Source organism: Nitrospira sp. Kam-Ns4a (genome assembly GCF_965152595.1).
This window is the reverse complement of sequence record NZ_OZ224218.1, coordinates 2,918,007-2,935,148: the sequence shown is the minus strand read 5'-3', so window position 1 is coordinate 2,935,148 and position 17,142 is coordinate 2,918,007. Positions and strand designations below refer to the sequence as shown.

General features: G+C 65.6%; 13 protein-coding genes and 1 pseudogene. 5 read left to right on the top strand and 9 right to left on the bottom strand.

Annotated features, from left to right (window positions below; all coding sequences use genetic code 11):
• Position 1: 1 nt before the first annotated feature.
• The 5 genes from ACWHYQ_RS14615 (at position 2) to recN (ending at position 5,706) form a co-directional block, all read left to right on the top strand.
• Positions 2-2,347 (top strand): LPS-assembly protein LptD, encoded by a 2,346-nt coding sequence (locus ACWHYQ_RS14615; protein WP_447972848.1) that lies wholly within the window; start codon positions 2-4, stop codon positions 2,345-2,347.
• Positions 2,348-2,449: 102 nt separating this feature from the next.
• A complete protein-coding gene (locus ACWHYQ_RS14610; RefSeq protein ID WP_447972847.1) occupies positions 2,450-3,001 on the top strand; it encodes a hypothetical protein in 552 nt (183 codons plus the stop codon).
• A gap of 27 nt (positions 3,002-3,028) precedes the next feature.
• Complete coding sequence (locus ACWHYQ_RS14605; RefSeq protein WP_447972846.1) at positions 3,029-3,535, top strand: c-type cytochrome; 507 nt, start codon at positions 3,029-3,031, stop codon at positions 3,533-3,535.
• Positions 3,536-3,651: 116 nt separating this feature from the next.
• Positions 3,652-3,999 (top strand): thioredoxin, encoded by a 348-nt coding sequence (gene trxA / locus ACWHYQ_RS14600; protein WP_447972845.1) that lies wholly within the window; start codon positions 3,652-3,654, stop codon positions 3,997-3,999.
• Between the two features lie 27 nt (positions 4,000-4,026).
• Positions 4,027-5,706: a DNA repair protein RecN gene (gene recN, locus ACWHYQ_RS14595; RefSeq protein ID WP_447972844.1), complete on the top strand. Its 1,680-nt coding sequence runs from the start codon at positions 4,027-4,029 to the stop codon at positions 5,704-5,706.
• Between the two features lie 26 nt (positions 5,707-5,732).
• Here the strand turns inward: recN and ACWHYQ_RS14590 are convergent, their stop codons facing one another.
• The 9 genes and pseudogenes from ACWHYQ_RS14590 to ACWHYQ_RS14550 all read right to left on the bottom strand — a co-directional run bounded on the left by ACWHYQ_RS14590 (position 5,733) and on the right by ACWHYQ_RS14550 (position 17,131).
• Positions 5,733-6,845 (bottom strand): HD domain-containing phosphohydrolase, encoded by a 1,113-nt coding sequence (locus ACWHYQ_RS14590; protein ID WP_447972843.1) that lies wholly within the window; start codon positions 6,843-6,845, stop codon positions 5,733-5,735.
• Positions 6,846-6,932: 87 nt separating this feature from the next.
• Positions 6,933-7,898 carry a sigma-54 interaction domain-containing protein gene (locus ACWHYQ_RS14585; RefSeq protein WP_447972842.1) on the bottom strand — a complete coding sequence of 322 codons (966 nt, stop codon included), beginning with the start codon at positions 7,896-7,898 and terminating at the stop codon, positions 6,933-6,935.
• A gap of 17 nt (positions 7,899-7,915) precedes the next feature.
• Entirely contained in the window at positions 7,916-8,341 is a 426-nt protein-coding gene (locus ACWHYQ_RS14580; protein WP_447972841.1) for a response regulator, read from the bottom strand.
• Complete coding sequence (locus ACWHYQ_RS14575) at positions 8,316-11,288, bottom strand: ATP-binding protein (RefSeq protein ID WP_447972840.1); 2,973 nt, start codon at positions 11,286-11,288, stop codon at positions 8,316-8,318. Before ACWHYQ_RS14575 ends, ACWHYQ_RS14580 begins: the two co-directional genes overlap by 26 nt.
• Positions 11,281-12,420 (bottom strand): hypothetical protein, encoded by a 1,140-nt coding sequence (locus ACWHYQ_RS14570; protein WP_447972839.1) that lies wholly within the window; start codon positions 12,418-12,420, stop codon positions 11,281-11,283. The genes ACWHYQ_RS14575 and ACWHYQ_RS14570 overlap by 8 nt, the downstream gene beginning before the upstream one ends.
• 979 nt (positions 12,421-13,399) lie before the next feature.
• Positions 13,400-14,125, bottom strand: coding sequence for a PAS domain-containing sensor histidine kinase (locus tag ACWHYQ_RS14565; RefSeq protein ID WP_447972838.1), 726 nt, complete (start codon positions 14,123-14,125; stop codon positions 13,400-13,402).
• Positions 14,126-14,142: 17 nt separating this feature from the next.
• A pseudogene (locus tag ACWHYQ_RS14560) lies at positions 14,143-14,298 on the bottom strand (PAS domain S-box protein); the annotation flags it as partial.
• 354 nt (positions 14,299-14,652) lie between these two features.
• Positions 14,653-15,333 (bottom strand): hypothetical protein, encoded by a 681-nt coding sequence (locus tag ACWHYQ_RS14555; protein ID WP_447972837.1) that lies wholly within the window; start codon positions 15,331-15,333, stop codon positions 14,653-14,655.
• A gap of 424 nt (positions 15,334-15,757) precedes the next feature.
• Positions 15,758-17,131, bottom strand: coding sequence for an IS1380 family transposase (locus ACWHYQ_RS14550; RefSeq protein ID WP_447972836.1), 1,374 nt, complete (start codon positions 17,129-17,131; stop codon positions 15,758-15,760).
• Positions 17,132-17,142 lie beyond the last annotated feature (11 nt).

Sequence of the window (17,142 nt, the reverse complement as noted above, 5' to 3'; positions counted from 1 at the left end):
CATGGCCCCTCGCGTCCAGTCGGCCCTCCTCCTGGCGGCGCTCACCGTCCTCCTGTCCACGCTCGCAGGTCCCCAGCCGGCCCGGGCGGCTCAGGCTGCTGCGGGTGCGGGCACCGTGGCCAAGATCGGGACCGGCCCGATCGAGATCACCGCGGATCACATCGAATACCTGCAGAACACCGAAGTGTACGAGGCGGCCGGCTCGGTGGTCGTCATGCAGGGGCCGCTCCGGCTCACCGCCGACCGGGTGACGATCTTCATGTTGTCCGGCTCCCTAGTGGCGGAAGGGCGCGCGCACCTGACCGACCCGACGAGCGAGCTGCGGGCGGAGCGGCTAGAGCTGGACCTCAACACCGAGGCAGGCGTGCTGACCAACGGGACGCTGTTCGTCAGGGACTCCAACACCCTGGTCACCGGCCGGCTGTTCCAGCGGTTCTCCGAAGACCACTATCGGGTCAAAGACGGGTCCTTCACCAACTGCGACGCCAAGGAGGGACAGGTGCCGGCCTGGCGGTTCCTGTTCAAGGACGTGGACCTGGACCTCGGGGAGCAGGTCTCCGGGCACGGCGTCTGGTTCTGCCTCCTGGACCAGCCGATCGTCCCGCTGCCGACGATGTCCGTTCCGCTCGAGTCCTCGCGCAAGACCGGCTTCCTCGTGCCCAACTACGGCTACGACAACCGGTTCGGCCTCCATTACCGACAGAGCTTCTTCTGGGCCATGACCCGGAGTCAGGACGTCACGATCACGCCGGATTACTATAGCAAGCGGGGCTACGGGAGCGACCTGGTGTATCGCTACGCGCTCGATAAGCAATCGAAGGGGCAGTGGCTGATGAACCTGTTCCAGGACAACGTGGAGCAGCGGAGGCGGGCGCAGATCCGGGGCACCCATGTCCAACACTTCAGCCCGACCCTCTCCGTCTGGGCGGACGCGAACCTGCTGTCCGACCGGACCATTTACAACAATCTGAGCAACTCGGGCGTTCAGCGTGCCCTGCCGAGCACCGAATCCAATCTCCTGGTGACAAAGCGCTTTTCCTCCAGCAGCCTGTATCTGCTGGGCCAGTACCTGCAGCCCCTCTCGGCAGGCAGCCTGGGGACGTTCCAGCGCCTGCCCGAGGTGGGGTACACGCTGGCGAACTTCTCACCCTTCGGCGGCCCCCTCCTCGTCGGGGGCGAGACCACCTTCGTGAATTTCATCCGGGAGCAGGGGTTCGGCCTCAACCGGGTGGATGTCGTGCCGTCTCTGTCCACCGACGTGCTGCCGCTGGGACACGTGATCGGGCTCACGCCGCAGGTCAAGTTCCGGGAGATCTATTACACCCGCGGCGTGACCTCCGCCGAGTCGGTGCATCGCGAGACCTTCTGGGCCGGTCTGGAGGCGACGACGCGCCTATCCCGGCAGTTCAGCCGGGAAGGGGGCGGGAGCCTCCTGCACACCATCGAGCCGAACGTGTTTTATGAGTTCGTGCCGGCGACGAACCAGTCGAACATCATTCAGGTGGACCAGGTGGACGACCTGCCCAAGAAGCACCTGGTCACCTATGCGGTGAAAAGCCGGCTGATCGAGCAGCTCACCCAGGGGGGGACGTACAACTGGCTCGATCTGACCGTGGCCCAGAGCTACCACGTCGGCGCGCCGCAGACCCAGGCCCGCTTGTTCCCCTTGCCAGGGACTCCCCAGTTCCTGCAGCAAGCGCAGCAGCTCCAGCCCACGATGGTCGGCATCCAGGGCCGGAAGTTCTCCGACATTTGGACCCGGGCCGTGTTCGGCAACACGGCCTGGACCCCGACCAAACCGAACCCGGTGTCGATGACGATTGATTCCTTCTTCGATCCGTACCAGGCGACGTTCAGTCAGTGGAACACGGACGTCCGCTACCAGCAGGAGGATCAGTGGTATGTGCAGGTGGGCCAGCGGCACACGCGCGCAGGCAACCGGGTGCGGCGCGGCGACATCTGGAATCCCCTCTCCTTCGCCGAGGTCTACGCCCCGACGCCGGAGCTGAATTTCCTGACCGGGGCGGCGGCCGTCAGGCTGCCCCTGGGCCTGACGCTAGGGGCGCGGACCTACTACGATATGCAGAACGGCCAGAGACCGGAGACCGACGTGGTGGGGATGTATCAGAACCCCTGCCGCTGCTGGGCGATTGCGCTCTACTACATCCAGTTCCCGGACCGGATCCAGTACAATTTCATGATCAGCCTGACCGGGCTCGGGGCGACGGAAAGCTTCGGGACGCAAGTGGTCAAGAGCATCCTGGCCCCGCTCCTCGGGAACGAGCGGGGCTTGCCCTGGTCGGGACGGGCGGTCCAGCCGGGGATGGACCCGCTGCTCACGCGATGAACCCGACGGGGGATGCGGTCCCGCCTGCCGACTGGCAGAACTCCGGCTGGAGCGGGATAATGACGTGACAGGACAGCTCAGCCCAGCGGTGGAGGTCAAGCCATGAACCCTTCCGTTGCCCGAGCTCCCCGGGTGCGATGGCTCGGGGGGATGCTCCTTGCGTCGCTTCTGTGCGTCGCGCCGGCCCAAGCAGGCCCCTCGGAGGCCAGGTCCGACGACGGGCCAGGCCACCTGAAGAAGGCGAAGATCTTTCTCGCGGCGGGTGACTACCGGCGCGCGGTCGAAGCTTGCCAGCGGCAAGTGGACGAGTTTCCTTCCGCGGAGAGCTACGTGTACCTGACCTATGTCTATCACGCTCTCGACGGCTATCTCGACCATCTGGCCAAGAACGACCGGTGGGTGCAGGTGGGCCAGCTCTACCTGAACCTGGCCTTTCGCGGGAGCGAGGACCTGGTGGATCCGCCGGACGTGCTGGCGCGTATTGCGAAGGAAGTGATCCAGGACAGCGTGCGGCAGCAATCGGACATCAGTGCGGCGATGGCGGCGCGGCTGGACAACCAGACGGTGGCGCGGCTCTGGAAACAACAGACCGCGTTCCGCCAGGCGCGGCCGGAGAGCTGGTGGGCCGGCGTGCCGGACGAGTGGGCGTGGTAGGCCTATTGACGGAGAGGAGGGCGTACCATGAGATTGCGAAGGCTGCTCGCAGGGGGGGCCGCCGTCGGGTTGGCGCTCGGCTGGGCGGGGACCCTCGTCTCGCAGGCCGGGACGCCGCGGGTCGTCTCGCATCTGGAGAACGGGCAGCGGATCTTCATGAGCGGCACGACGGCCCAGGGCCGCATCGTGGAGAACAGCCATGGGATGGAAGGGGTCGGCTGCGCGATGTGCCACGGCGCGGACGGCCGCGGCGGTGAGATGCACGGCATTCCGGTGCCCGACATTACCTATTCATTTCTCACGGACCCGCGCGGCTACGAGCATGCGACGGGGCGCAAGCGCCCCGCCTACAACGACGAGACCCTAAAGGCCGCGATCGTGGCCGGCATTGATGCAGGCGGCAACCGGCTGCATTCCGAGATGCCCCGGTGGACCGGATTGACCGGCAAGGACCTGGAGGATCTGATCGGGTACTTGAAGACGTTGGGGACGGTCCGCCCGGCGCCGCCGCTGGGAGGGAGCGGAACCCTGTAGGGCGTGGCGGCGGGCTCTGTTCGTCGGTTGACAGGGTCGCGAAGGGTGGGATAGGATCGCGTGACGACGAACGGGCGCGGAGAGCCGTCCGCGGAGATGAGTAAGGAGGCGATCCAGTGGGAGCACAGGCACTGAAGGTGGATGCAGGCTCGTGGGACGCCGAGGTGATCAAGGCCCCCGGGTTGGTCATGGTGGACTTCTGGGCCGTGTGGTGCGGGCCCTGTCAGATGGTGGCCCCGATCATCGAGGAGCTAGCCAGCGAGTACGACGGCAAGCTGCGCGTCCTCAAGCTCAACACGGACGAGAACCCCGAGATCGCCGGCCGCTACCAGGTCATGAGCATCCCGACGATTCTGTTCTTCAAGAACGGGCAGCCCGTCGAGAAGCTGGTCGGCGCGAGGCCGAAACGGCAGTTCAAGGAAGTCATCGAGTCCCTGCTGGCCCAACAGTCCGCCACGGCGTGACCCGTCCCCGCCGCAAAGCCGGCTCGCATGCTGACCGAGCTGCGCATCTCGAACTTCGCGGTCATCGAACGGCTGGAGCTGGAATTCTCGGATGGCTTCCACGTGTTGACCGGCGAGACCGGCGCCGGCAAGTCTATCATCGTTGACGCGATCGCGCTCCTGCTCGGGGAGCGGGCCTCCGTCGAGCAGATCCGGTCCGGCGCCGAGGAGGCGGTGCTGGAGGCCGCCTTCTTGCTTCCGGCCGCCAGCCCCGTGCTCGACCAGCTCCGCGGCAACGGCGTCCTGGGCGCCCAGGACCGCGAGCTCATCATCCGGCGCATCCTCTCCCGGTCCGGCCGAAACCGCATCTACGTCAACAGCACCCTCACGCCGCTCCACGTCGTCCAGTCGCTCGCGGGAACCGTGGTTGACATCCACGGGCAGCACGAGCAGCAATCGCTCCTCGCTCCCCAGGCCCAGCTCGACGCCCTCGACGCGTTCGGACGCTTGAACGATCTGCGGCGTGCGTACCAAGCCCAGTACGAGCGGTGGCGAGCGCGGGAGCGGGCGCTGGCCGACGCAGTCCGGACAGCGGCCGAGCGGGCCCAGCGGGAGGACCTGCTCCGCTTTCAATACCAGGAGCTCAAGGACGCCGGCCTCCGTCCGGGCGAAGAGGAGGCGCTCCAGGCCGAGCGAAGCCGGCTGGCTCATGCGAGCCGGCTCGGGGAGCTGCGCCAGCTCGCCTATGAGTTGCTCTACAGCGACGAGGAGGCCGCCCTGCCGCGCCTCGGCACAGCGGCCGACCATCTGCGCGAGCTGGGCCGGCTGGACCCCCAGGCCGCGGATCTGGCTGCCCTGTGCGAAGCTGCCGAGGTGCAGGTGCGGGAGCTCGCCCAGCGGCTTCGGGAGTACGAGCGGGAGCTGGAGCCGGACCCGGAGCGGCTCGGTCAGGTCGAGGAGCGGCTGGAACGGTTGCACCGGCTCAAGAAAAAGTACGGGGGGACGCTCGAGGCGGTGCTCGCGAAGGCGGAGGAGCTGGCGCGGGAGCTCGATGCGCTGGAAGGACGCGAGAGCTTGGTGGCCGGCCTGCGGGCGGAGGTCGCGGATGCGCGGGATAAGGTCGCCGCCCTCGCCGCGCACCTATCCGAGGGGCGGCGCCGCGCCGCCGGCCGCTTGGAAGCGCGCGTGCAGGAGGAGCTGGCGGCGCTCCGCATGGAGCAGATCCGGTTTCAGATCGAGGTCTCCTCGGAGCCGGAGGACGCTGGGCTCGGTCCGAGCGGGCGGGACCGCGTCGCGTTCCTGTTCTCGGCGAACCTCGGGGAGCCGCTCCAGCCCCTCGCGCGGGTCGCCTCGGGCGGGGAGTTGTCCCGGGTGATGCTCGCCGTGAAGACGGTCATGGCAGAGACGGACGGTGTGCCCGTCCTGATCTTCGACGAGGTGGACGCGGGCGTCGGCGGGGCGGTCGCCGCGGTCATGGGGCGACGCCTCCGAGCCTTGGGGCGCTACCACCAGGTCTTCTGCATCACCCACCTGCCGCAGATCGCCTCGCAGGCCCAGACGCATTTCCTCGTGGAGAAGGCGGTGCACAAGAAACGGGCGGTCACGCGGGTCCGGCGGCTCGATCGGCCAGGACGGCAGGACGAGATTGCCCGGATGCTGGGCGGGCTGGCGATCACCAGAGCCGTGCGCGAGACGGCGGCGGAGATGCTGGGCGAGGCCGAGCAGTGACGCGAGGCAGAGGCGACGAGGGGCCGTCAGGCGGCCGGGCCGGAGAGGGGGACCATGGCGGGCAGCAGGGCTTTGGATTCCGCCCCGACCCGGGCGAAGAGGTCGGCGAGAGCCGGGTCGAAGTGTGTGCCAGCCCGGCGCCGCACCTCCTTGAGGGCCTCCTCGACGGGCTGCGCCGCCGGCCCCGCGGTCAGGTGATCGAACTCCTCGACCAGGCCGACGATGCGGGCGGGCAGCGGGATGCCTTCGCCCTGCAGGCCGTGGGGGTATCCGGTCCCATCGTACCGCTCGTGGTGATACGCGATGATCTGATTGGTGCCCGCCGGCAGGCCGAGTGGCAGGACCATGCGCGCTCCGAGCTCCGGATGCCGTTTGATGTCATCGCGCGACGGCTCCTCCAGGAAGCGCGTAGGACCGAGGAGCGGCTCGGGCACGCCGAGCAGGCCGATGTCGTGAAGGAAGGCGCCCACGGTCAGCACCTTCCGTTCGGCGGCCCCTACCTGGAGCGCGTCCCCGAGCAGGGCGGCGTAGGCGCTGACCCGGCTGCAGTGGGTGAACAGCTCGCGGCTCCGGGCCAGGATCAAATCCGACAAGAGCGGTTCCCACTCTGAGCCGCCGGTGGCGCCCTCCGGACGGGACCCCGAGGGGCCGGGGGCCCCGTGTAGCTCGCGCAGCAGCCTCCAGACGCTCCCCGGGTCCTGCTCGGAGGCCCAGAGTCCGCTGGAGGTGCCGAGGAAATGCCGCAGCCGGTCCAGCCGGCGCTTCTTCTCGATCGTGTCGTCAATGAGCCGGATCAACTCGGTCACGTTGAAGGGTTTGAGCAGATACCCCGCCGCGCCGTAGCGCAGCCCTTCCATGGCCGACCGGAGGCTGCCGTAGCCGGTGATGATAATGACCTCTACGTCGTCCCGCTCGAGCTTGATCTGTCGGAGAAGATCCGTGCCCTGCCGGTCCGGCAGCTTCAGGTCGAGCGTGACGAGATCCACGGGCTGTTCCCGGATCGTCCGCACCGCGGCCGCGGCGGTCTCGACCGTGTACAGGTTGTAGAAAGGGCGAAGGATGATTTTCAGGGCGTCCCGGGGACCGGCTTCATCCTCCACAATCAAGATGGTCGGTCGCTCGAGAGTCTGGGTGGACATAGGGGTTCTCTCTACCCTGAATAGCGGGATTTGTCAAGCAAATGATCGGCTACTGCCACGGACGGGATAGACTTGCACACGAAGCGATCACTCTTGAAGAGGGATCTCCCCGTCCGCCATCGGTGACTCCGATCGGGTGAGCCCCAGCGCGTCCATGCGGTACTTCAGCATGCGCCGGCTGATGCCCAGCAGGGTTGCGGCGCGCGTCTGGACGTAGTTGGTCCGCTGCAGGGCGTCCCGGATCATGGCACTCTCGAACTCGAGGACGGCCTGCTCGAGCGAGAGCCGGCCTGCGAGGACCTCGTTGCGGAGCGAGCCGGCCCGAAGGTCTCCCCGCAGTTTAGCGGGCAGGTGCTCGGGCGTGATCGTGCCGCCGTGGGACCAGACGAGGAGCTGCTCGATCACGTTCTCCAGCTCCCGGACGTTGCCGGGCCAGGGGTAGGCGGTCAGGAGCTCCAGCGCCTCCTTGGAGAATGCCTGCGGCGGCCGGCCTTCCTCTTCCAAGCGCCGGCTCAGGAGGTGCGTGGCGAGCAACGGAATGTCCTCGCGTCGCTCGCGCAGCGGCGGCAGCCGCAGCGAGACGACGTTGATCCGGTAATAGAGGTCCTCCCGGAACTCCTTGCGCCGCACGAGGTCTTCCAGCGGCTTGTTGGTGGCCGCGACGATGCGGACGTCCACCCGTACGGGCTGGACGCCTCCGATGCGGGTGAACTCGCGCTCCTGAATAACGCGGAGGAGCTTCGCCTGTGTGGCCGGGCTGAGGTCGCCGATCTCGTCGAGGAACAGGGTCCCGCCGTGCGCCGCCTCGAACTGCCCAATCCGGCGGGCGACCGCGTCGGTGAATGCGCCCTTCTCGTGCCCGAACAGCTCGCTCTCGATGAGCGCCTCCGGGAGCGCGGCGCAGTTGAGCGGGACGAACGGGCCGTGCCGGCGCCCGCTGTTGTAATGGAGCGCCCGGGCGACCAGTTCCTTGCCGGTCCCGCTCTCGCCCGTGATCAGCACGGTCGTACGACTGTCCGCGATCTGCGCGATCTTCGCATAGACCTCCTGCATGGCCGGGCTCTTCCCGATCAGGTTCTGGAAGCCGTACCGTGCGCGACCTCGGCGCGCAGGTGCGTGAGCTCCCGCTCGAGCTCGCCGGCGGCCAGCGTCTTGGCGACGAGCACCCGCAGCTCTTCCACGTCGAAGGGTTTGGTAAGGTAGTCCGCGGCGCCCGCCTTCATGGCGTCCACGGCCGTCTTCACGGTCTTGAGTGCGGTCAGCATGATCACGGGCACTGAACGATCCTCGGCGTGCAGCGTGGGCAGCAGCGTCAGCCCGTCCGTGTCGGGGAGGACCAGGTCCAGCAGGACCAGGTGGGGAGATTCCCGCCGGAACAGCTCGATCCCCTCATTGGCGTCCGCGGCACAGACCACCTCGTAGGTGGGCTCCAGCGCCATCTTGAGGGACGTCCGCACGCCCGGCTCGTCGTCAATCACGAGAACCCGTTTTTTCATGCGCCTCCCGTGTCGCCGGCGGGCCGGTGTGCACTGGTGTCTGCAGCGGATTCACCGGCAGGTTGACGAAGAACGTCGTGCCGCGGCCGACCTCGCTCTCCACTTCGATGTAGCCACGATGCTCCTGGACGATCTGGTGCACGATCGTGAGTCCAAGCCCAGTGCCTTCCCGCTCCCCGCTCGCGTGCTTGGTGGTGTAGAACGGGTCGAAGATATGTTCCAGGTTCTCCGGGGTGATCCCGGAGCCGGTATCGGCGACTTCGATTTGGACCCACCCGTCGCCATTGGCCTTCGTCAGCCGGTGGGTCCGGACCGTGAGCCGCCCGCCCCGCTCCGACATCGCGTCCATCGCGTTCAGGAACAGGTTGAGCAGCACCTGCTTGACCTGCTGCCGGTCGAGCCGCACCGGCGGGAGATCGCCCGCCAGGTCCCGCTGGATGAGGATGTCCTTGGTGGCGGCCTTGACCTCGATGAAGTACAGGCAGGAGGCGACGATTTCGTTGAGGTCCTGCACCGCGAACTTAGGCTCCATGTAGCGGGCGTAGTCGAGGATTTCCTGGATCAGGCGCTCGATGCGTTCGACGTCTTCTGCGACCACGCCGCTGAAGTGTCCCATAAACTCGGGGTCGTCCCGCCGATCCGGCGCCAATTGGACGAAGGTCTTGATGGAAGTCAGTGGATTGCGGATCTCGTGGGCAAACCCGCCTGCGATCGTCTCCAGGGACCGGAGCCGGTCTGTCCGCTGCATGATGGCCTTCTGCCGGCGAAGGTCTTCGTAGAGCAGGGCGTTGTCCAGGGCGATGGCCGCGTTGTAGGCCAGCGTGGAGAGCAGGTTCAGGTCGTCTTGCGAGTACATCTCGAACCGGGTCTTGTGCCCGAGGTTGAGGAAGCCGATCAGCCGCTCCTTGTTCAGCAGCGGGAGGCAGACCTCGGAGTCGAGCTGCGCGAGCGAGTCGGTGACCAGGGCGAGTTCCACGGGGTTGCTCGTGGGGTCGGCAAAACCCTGGGTCAGCTCCTCTCGCAGGATCGGCTGCCGGGCGAGCTGCAGATGCCGGGGCAGGGGATGATCGGCCTTGAGGCTCACCAGGCTGGGACGGCCCTGGTCGAATCCACAGGTGGCCTTCAGCTCGTAGGATTCCTTTTCCTTCGTGAGCAGAAAGAGGGAGGCCGTCTGGATCCCCATGACGTTAGCCAGGGTCTGAAGAATCTCCTCGTTCAAAGTCTTGAGATCCAGGATCGTGACCATAGCCTTGCTGAATTCGGTGAGCGTCTCGTACGCGTCGTAGCGCCTCGTGAACAGCGCCTTCTCCACGGCCCGCTCCATCCGCCTCTGGACACTAGCCAGGACGTTGGCGAAGACGGCAAACGTCGCGACGAGGATCCCCGCCAAGGTGTAGTAAGGAGTTCCCGTGAAGATCCAGAGCAGGGCCAGGACGATGAGATATACCGGGATGAGGGTCAGGAGCTGGCGGTAGGGGATGGCTCGGGTTACCGAGTCTGAGGGGGCGAAGTCCATGAGCTGATGCTTGAGGACGGCGTAGCTCACGATGGCCACCCACAGGCAGGCGAAGACGTAGCCGGTGGGGTACAGCTCGATGCCATAGGACGGAATAAAGTCGGCGCTAGCCAGGTAGCCCAGCGCAAAGGCCAGGAACACGTACCGCAAGTGGGTCGCCTCGACCGAAGAGTCTCTCTTTGCTCGACGAGCGGCAACGTAGAGGAACCAGAGCGCCCGGCCGCTGACCGCGGCGAAGTACACCAAAAACAGCGGGTGGAGCGGGCCGACCTTGGGATAAAAGCCCCAAAAGTAGCGATACTGACCGTCTACGAGGTAGGCCGAGGGCAGGAGCAGGAGGAAGACGGTGCTCAGGCAATAGGGGAGCCACACCCGCGGGTACTGGTCGTGCAGGTGCAGGAACCGCAGGGTGAAATGATAGAAGAACGCGGGAACGTACACGACCCCAACATAGACGACCTTACCCCAGAGCAGGGCAGCTTCCTCGCGCTCAGAGGAATAGAGCATGAACATGCCCAACAGCCAGCAGCACACGGCTGCACAGATGAGGCCGAAGGTGCGGTGGACCACCGAGCGGGGGGCTTTGAGGACCACCCAGAGCCCGCCGGCGAAAACCAGCGTTCCGGCTAGGAGAACAGGAATTGAGTAGAATGTGGCGCGATGGCTGATCAGGACTGCGAGATAAGTGGGCAGGAGCACGATGCCGAGCAGCAGGCCATACGCCAAGCTCTTGTTAATCACTATGGAGACGTCCATCAGCCTGTAGCGCAGAATGGCATAGGTAATAACACATATCAAAAAGAAGATCGGGATGTAGCCGAATGGATAGATTTCGTAGCCGAAGACGGGCAGGAAATCCACCGAGCCCGTGTAGGCAATCAGAAACGCGACCAGGACGAACTTGATCTGGTTTCGCCGGATTGGAGGCAGAACTGTCCGCAGGGAGGAGAAGTACACACTAAAGGCTGCCGCCATGTAGCTGAAAAAGACCAGGAAAAAAGGAATCGTGTAAAGCCCCCACTCCGGGTAGTAGCCCCACCAGTACTCATGGATGCCCGTGACAAACCGATCGCTCAGCAGAACGGTCACGGCCAGCAAAGAAGCCAACACGTATCCGAGCCAGATTGAGCGTGGCCGGCGCAGCTCAAGAAATTCCACCGAGAAGGCGTAGAAAGCGACGGAGATATACATGACCCCGACGTTGTCCAGCCTGAACCACTGGAAAGCCAGGTCAGGATGGTGCGATGACAGGCCGGCGGCTGTGGCGATCAGCCAAACGGCAATACTCAGGCACAGAAGGAGAAAATGGCGGTTCGCGGCGGCGGCCCTGTTGGCATGAAAGGCGAGGAATCCCAGGCAGAGGGAGAGAATCCCGATGACAACAATCGGGACCGCATGGGGGTTGAAGACATAATAATCGAGGTTAAACACAGACGTTGTCAGCCCGTCGCACCGTGGCCACGCGCTGAAGGTCCCGTTCGGTGATGTAGCCCAAGGAGTTCCGGAAATAGGCCAGGCGGAAGCCCAGCTCTCGTCCGATTTTGATCAATTCTGCGGCTTGCTGGGGATTGGCTTTCCCTAGGGAATAATGACCCTGCCAGCCAATCGCGGTGAGGATCATAGACTCCGAGAGGCAGCCGAGCGCCTCGCCTGCGCCGAGCCCCAGGTCAAAGTGGCAGTCTACGCCCGGGGTTTTTACGATGGCCGACTCGATCACCAGCACGTCGTCCCGCTGGAGAGGAATTGTCTCGGACACGTTCTTGGGCTGTGCTGCGTCAATGACGATCGCTCCCGGCTTGAGATGTTCCGCCGTCACCACGGTGTGGGGGCTATTGGTGGCGGCAATGACGATATCGGCCTCCCTCGTGCGCTCGATGCGGTTGGTTCCGACCACCTCCGCGCCTTCCCCCGCCAGTTGATGAACCAGCTTGTTCAATTCCTCGCGCTTGACGTCCACGAGGATGAGTTTCGCCACGAGGCGGGCGAGCAGTCGGGCACAGGCTGACCCAACGGAGCCGGCGCCTCCGACCACGGCGGTGGTTGCATGGGGAACGCTCAAGTTGGTCAACGCCGCCGCCATGAGCACGTTCTGGACGGCAATAGCGGCGGAATGTGCGTTTCCGGTCGTGAGCCAGACCCGAACTTTGCCCTCGAGATCTCGGCCGTCTCTGGTCACGATCGAGGTGAACGCCCCCAGCCCCGCAATGCGAGCGCCAAGCCGCTCCGCGAGCCGAACCGTCTGGTAGACCCGCTTCCTTGCCAGTTGGGGATTCCGAACCATCTGCTCGGTCGTCGGAGGCGAGATAAGCATCGCACCGGTGACTGGCTGGCCGTCACGGGTTCGAAGGCCGGTGATGTATGAAGCAACAAATGGCCACTGGTAGCGGAACCACCGTTCGACCAGCCAAGGCGGCAGAAAGTGCGCGAAAGGAAACTTGCGCGGGATGTCGGACAGGTCCCGCGGGTGCGCAATGAAGGCGAACTGAATGGTGGGGGCAAGAAACCGGCCCGCCGGACGAGGCAGGAGCCGGATCAACAGATCGCGTATCAACTGCAGTCCCAAGCAGGATGCGTGCCACAGGAGCTGCCAGGACGGACGGGGTGGGATGGGCCGGCTTGACAACCTCGTGCGGCGGTCGTCCTGCGGCTCCTCACGAATCATGGACCGCTGCGGAGTCGCGGCTGGTTCCCTGTGCGGCTGCCGTCGGTACGTCAGCAGATAGGGATTGTCGGTAATGAACATCGAGATGAGCGCGCCGGGATTCGACCGTAGACCCAACTCCGGCTCAGTGCCAAACGGATTCGCTTGCCGCTCTGAGTCCGTCTGAAATTCCTGCAAGCAGGACGCGATGATCGCTCGCTCGGAATCGGTCAGCCCGACGAACCGGAGCCCAACCCAGCGGGGACCTGTCGCGGCGCCGTTAGACGGCCTGACCCAATCCACGCAACCGTTTAGATTCATATAGGCAAAGTCTTTCGCGAAGCAGAACTGGACGGAAAGCGATGCGCCATCGGTGACAGGCAGGTTCGTAAGGAATGACAGCCCGTTGGGACCAACCTGGGATGTGCTTCCTCTGTCAAGAGAACCCTGAAGATCGAGGATCAACGGAAGGCTTACAGGGACGCCCAAACCGACGTCAGCACTGAGACCACCTTGCATTACGTTCCCTCCTCAAGACGGCTCTCCCTGGGTTGCATTGCACTCGTGTGCGGAATCTCAAGGTCACAAGAGGACCCGATCGGAGTCACGCAGTAGGGGGCGCGACAAGCCTGCATCCTGATTCGAGAGAGATGGTTCCGAACCACTCCAGCCAGAGGGTTCTGCTTAGGACAAACGAGTTACTCTATCCGGTTCGTGCCAGGACCATGATGGGGAAAAAATCCTCATATGTCAATGGGTATCGTTGATTTGTGAAGGCCTTGGGCAAAGCGCCGCAAAGGCGGCCTGCTCCTATTGCTTGCTGTCCGGACCGACGCCATAGGGAGCTCTTACGTAGAGGGTGGTCCCGTTTCCCGGCGTGGATTCGATCTCGATCGTCCACTCACCAGCGAGGCGCGCTCGCGCATGCTGTGCAGGCCGAGGTGGTTCGCGGGCCCGGGGCTCCGGAGGGTCGATTCGACATCGATCCGCGGCCGTTATCCTCCACAATCGCCTGCACCCAGCCAGGCTTGCGTTCCAGCACGATGCCCACCACGGTCGCCTTGGCATGCTTGGCCACGTTCGTCAGGGCTTCTTGAATGATGCGATAAAGCGTCGTTTCAATGGCCATGGGCAGCCGACACGACTCCAGCCCATGGACGTGGAGGTCCACCAGGATCCCGTGGGCCTTTGTGTATTCGGCTGCATGCCGCTCGAGGGCGGCGACCAGCCCCAGATCGTCCAGCACGCTCGGCCGCAGGCCCATCGCCAGCCGGCGAATCTCGTCCAGCGTGCGGGCCGCGATCTGTCGGTACTGACGGGCCTGAGCTTGAGCCATCTCCAGGGTCGTGGCGGCCTCAATCGTGTGCAGCCCCAGCAGGAGGGACATCAGCGATTGCCCGGTTTCGTCGTGCAGTTCCCGCGCGAGCTGGCGGCGTTCGTCCTCCTGGGCGGCCATGACCTGATCGAGCAGGCGGGTCCGCAGCTCGGCGGCTTGGACGCGGTCGGTGATGTCGCGCACCAGGCTGCTGAAGTAGCGCTTGCCAGCTTGCGTGAACTCCCAGAAGGCCAGCTCCAGCGGGATCTCTCGGCCGCTCTTGGCCAGCCGGGAAGCTGGATACGTTCCCACGTCAGGTGGCGCTGCCCGGTGGCCAGGTACCGGGCCAGGCTCACCTCGTGCCGGGTGCGCAGCCGTTCAGGCATCAAGACCGTGAGCGGCTGGCCCACCAACTCGGCGGCCGTGTATCCGAAGATCTGTTCGGTCGCTCGGTTGGCGAAGACGATCACCCCGGTCTCGTCCATGGTGATGATGGCTTCGGCGGCGGTTTCGGCGACCATCCGATAGCGCGCTTCGCTCTCCCGGAGCGCCGTTTCCGCGCGCTGCCGCTCGTGAATCTCCTGGAGCAGCCTGGCGTTGGCTTCCGAGAGGGCGGCCGTGCGCTCCAGGACCCGGCGTTCCAGCTCGTCCTGGGCTCGACGCAGGGCCGCCTCGCTGTCTTCTAGCGCTTCCGTGCGCTGGTGCAAGAACTTCGAGAGGGCTTCAATCTGGGCGAACCCCTCGGCGTTTTCCAGGGCCGCCCCGGCTAGCGTGGCGATGAATTCGGCTAGGCACCGTTCGTCCTCGCCGAAGAGCCCGTCCACGTGGCGCTGGGTCACCTAGAAGCAGGCAGTCGGCCGCCCACGGACGAGAATGGGTGCGTAGAGGACCGAGCGCACGCCGGCGAGCACGACACTGTCGGTCGCGTCCGGCGACAGGCCTTCGGGCACGACGACGGGGCGGCGGAGATCCAGAGCGCGACGGACGAGGGTCTGGCTATAGGCCGCATCTGGCTCATCAGTCCTGGCCAGGCGGTCCTCGTCGGTATCGGCTGTGCGCTCCATTGTGAGCACGAGGCAGCGCTGGCCCCGCAGCAACTTCAGGGCACCCTCCTTGACGGCAGCGAAGACTGCGTCAGGGGAAAGCGCGGCGGCGATGCGGCAGCCGACCTCCTGGATGGTGGCGAAGCGGTCGGCCAGGGAGAGTGTGTGCGCCGAGCGAGCGGCGGGGCTACCCTCGTCATCGAGGCCCGCCCGGAGCTCACGCAATAACCGCTCGGCGGCGGCCAGATCGTCGCTGGCCCCGGGCCAGCCGAGGGTGCAGCCGACCTGGCCGCGCGCGAGCAACGTCTGGGCATACTCGTAACGGGCGCCCTGCCGCTCGGCCACCGCGAGACTTTCATTCAAGTGCTTGAGCGCCCGGCGGGGGCGCCCGCGTATGGCAGCGAGCAGCCCGCATTCACGCAAGGCGTGCGGGAGGTTGTTCTGGAAGCTGCGGGCCAGGCGCAATCCCCTCCGCACGGTGGTGTGTGCGTGACCCAGCAGCGCTCGGCGGCGGTGAGGTTCCCACACTGAAAGCCTCTCTATCTCATGGTGAAGAGCTGTGGCGAGCCAGGGCAATATCGAGGCAACATATTCGTTCCTCAGGCCGACGCGCTCTACAAGCTGCTGCGCTTTTTGAAACACTGCAGCCGCTCCGCTTGGATCACCAATCCCTAACCTGCTTTATTCGTGACTGATGGCCCAGGTCACCCGATCGCAGAGTTCTGCGGGCCATCGGCGCCGATTCCGAGTGCGTGGAGGTCTCTGGACGTGTAACGTGAGGGCTGCCCGGGGTCTCCGTCTGGTTGCAGCCCATCAGACCAGTCGTGTCAGGCCGGATCTGGAGACACCGCTCCTGCAAGAGCAGGTGGAGACCGTGTTCGACCCAGCCCCGGACCCTCGGTTACCCAGGCGAGGCGCCCACGGCCAGGGCCAGTTGGCGCCAGGTCAGGCGCCATGGCGCAGGACGAGGCAGGTGCAGGACGAGCCGACGGACCGATCCTTCCACCCAAACGGCCAGCTTGAGTAACCGGTCGCGGAGGGTGGACACCTGCGCCGTGGCGCAGACGGTCCCCTGGGCGCGCCGCCGCAATGCTTGGAGCAGCACGTACGCCGCGGCGGTGAGCAGCACCCGAAATTGGTTGGCCCAGAACCGCGAACAACTCGTGCGGTCCAACGCCAGCCCGTGATGCAGCTCCTTGAGCCGGTTCTCCATGTCGCCGCGCTGACAATAGCGCGCATAGACCGCCGCCGGGTCGTCGGGGAGCTTCGGGACCACAAACCGCGGGTTGCATGTCGGATCCCGTCCCGGCAGCCGCACGACCTCGGCCTTCATGATCACCCGCCAGGGATGGGACCACGACGCAGCGGCATACTGGGTCTCCCCATAGCGGTGTTCGGTCCGGCCGCTGGCCTTCGAGCCCGCCCAGGCTTCGGCCAACAGTTTGCCGGCCCGCCGGTCCAGCCGGGCATTGCCGGCGAGGCCCACCACGTATTCGACCCGCTCCGCCTCCAGGAAGGCCAGCCAGTCGTTCCCGGCGAAGCCGCCGTCCACGCGGACGCGCAGGGCCGCCGTCGGGAACGCGCGGCGCAGGCGGCGGAGCAGCCCGCGCACCAACCCGACCGCGCCCCGCTTCGCCGGGCTGTTCCCCGGGCGCAGCACGATGGCCACCAGATACTGCTCGGCTTCGTCATTGAAGGTCAGCGTGGCTACCAGCGGCAGATAGCACCAGGTGTCATAGTGGCCCTTGAAGAAGGTGAATTCCTGCTGACCGTGCGTCGGGTCGTCCGTGGGATCCAGATCGATCGTGATGCGCTGCGCGCGCCCCTTGAGCCGGCGGCGGTGCTGGGCGATCACGGTGGCGGCCATGGTCCGTCCCATGCGCGCCAAGGCCCACGGGCCGACGGCATTCTCAAAGCGGGACAGGGTCGGCTGCGAGGCCAAGGCGGCCCCGGTGAGTGGGTCTCGGCCCACGGCCAGCTTGTGCAACGGATCGTTCGCTAGCCGCGCGGCATCGTTCCCATCCTCGTACCCACAGGCCAGGCCGAAGATCCGTTGTCGCAGCAGATCCCGCACCGTGTGCCGAATCTTGTCGGGATCCCGGCGGTCGACCAGACACCCGGCGAGCTGATCGGTCAACTGGAGCTGGTCATCCAGCGCCTTCAGCAACACCGCCCCGCCATCGGTGCTGGCCTGCGCCTGATCAAAGCGCGCCACCACCGGCTGCAGTTTGTCGTAGAATTCAAAGGTCACTTGCGGTATACAGTCTGTCGCCATCGAGTTCCCTC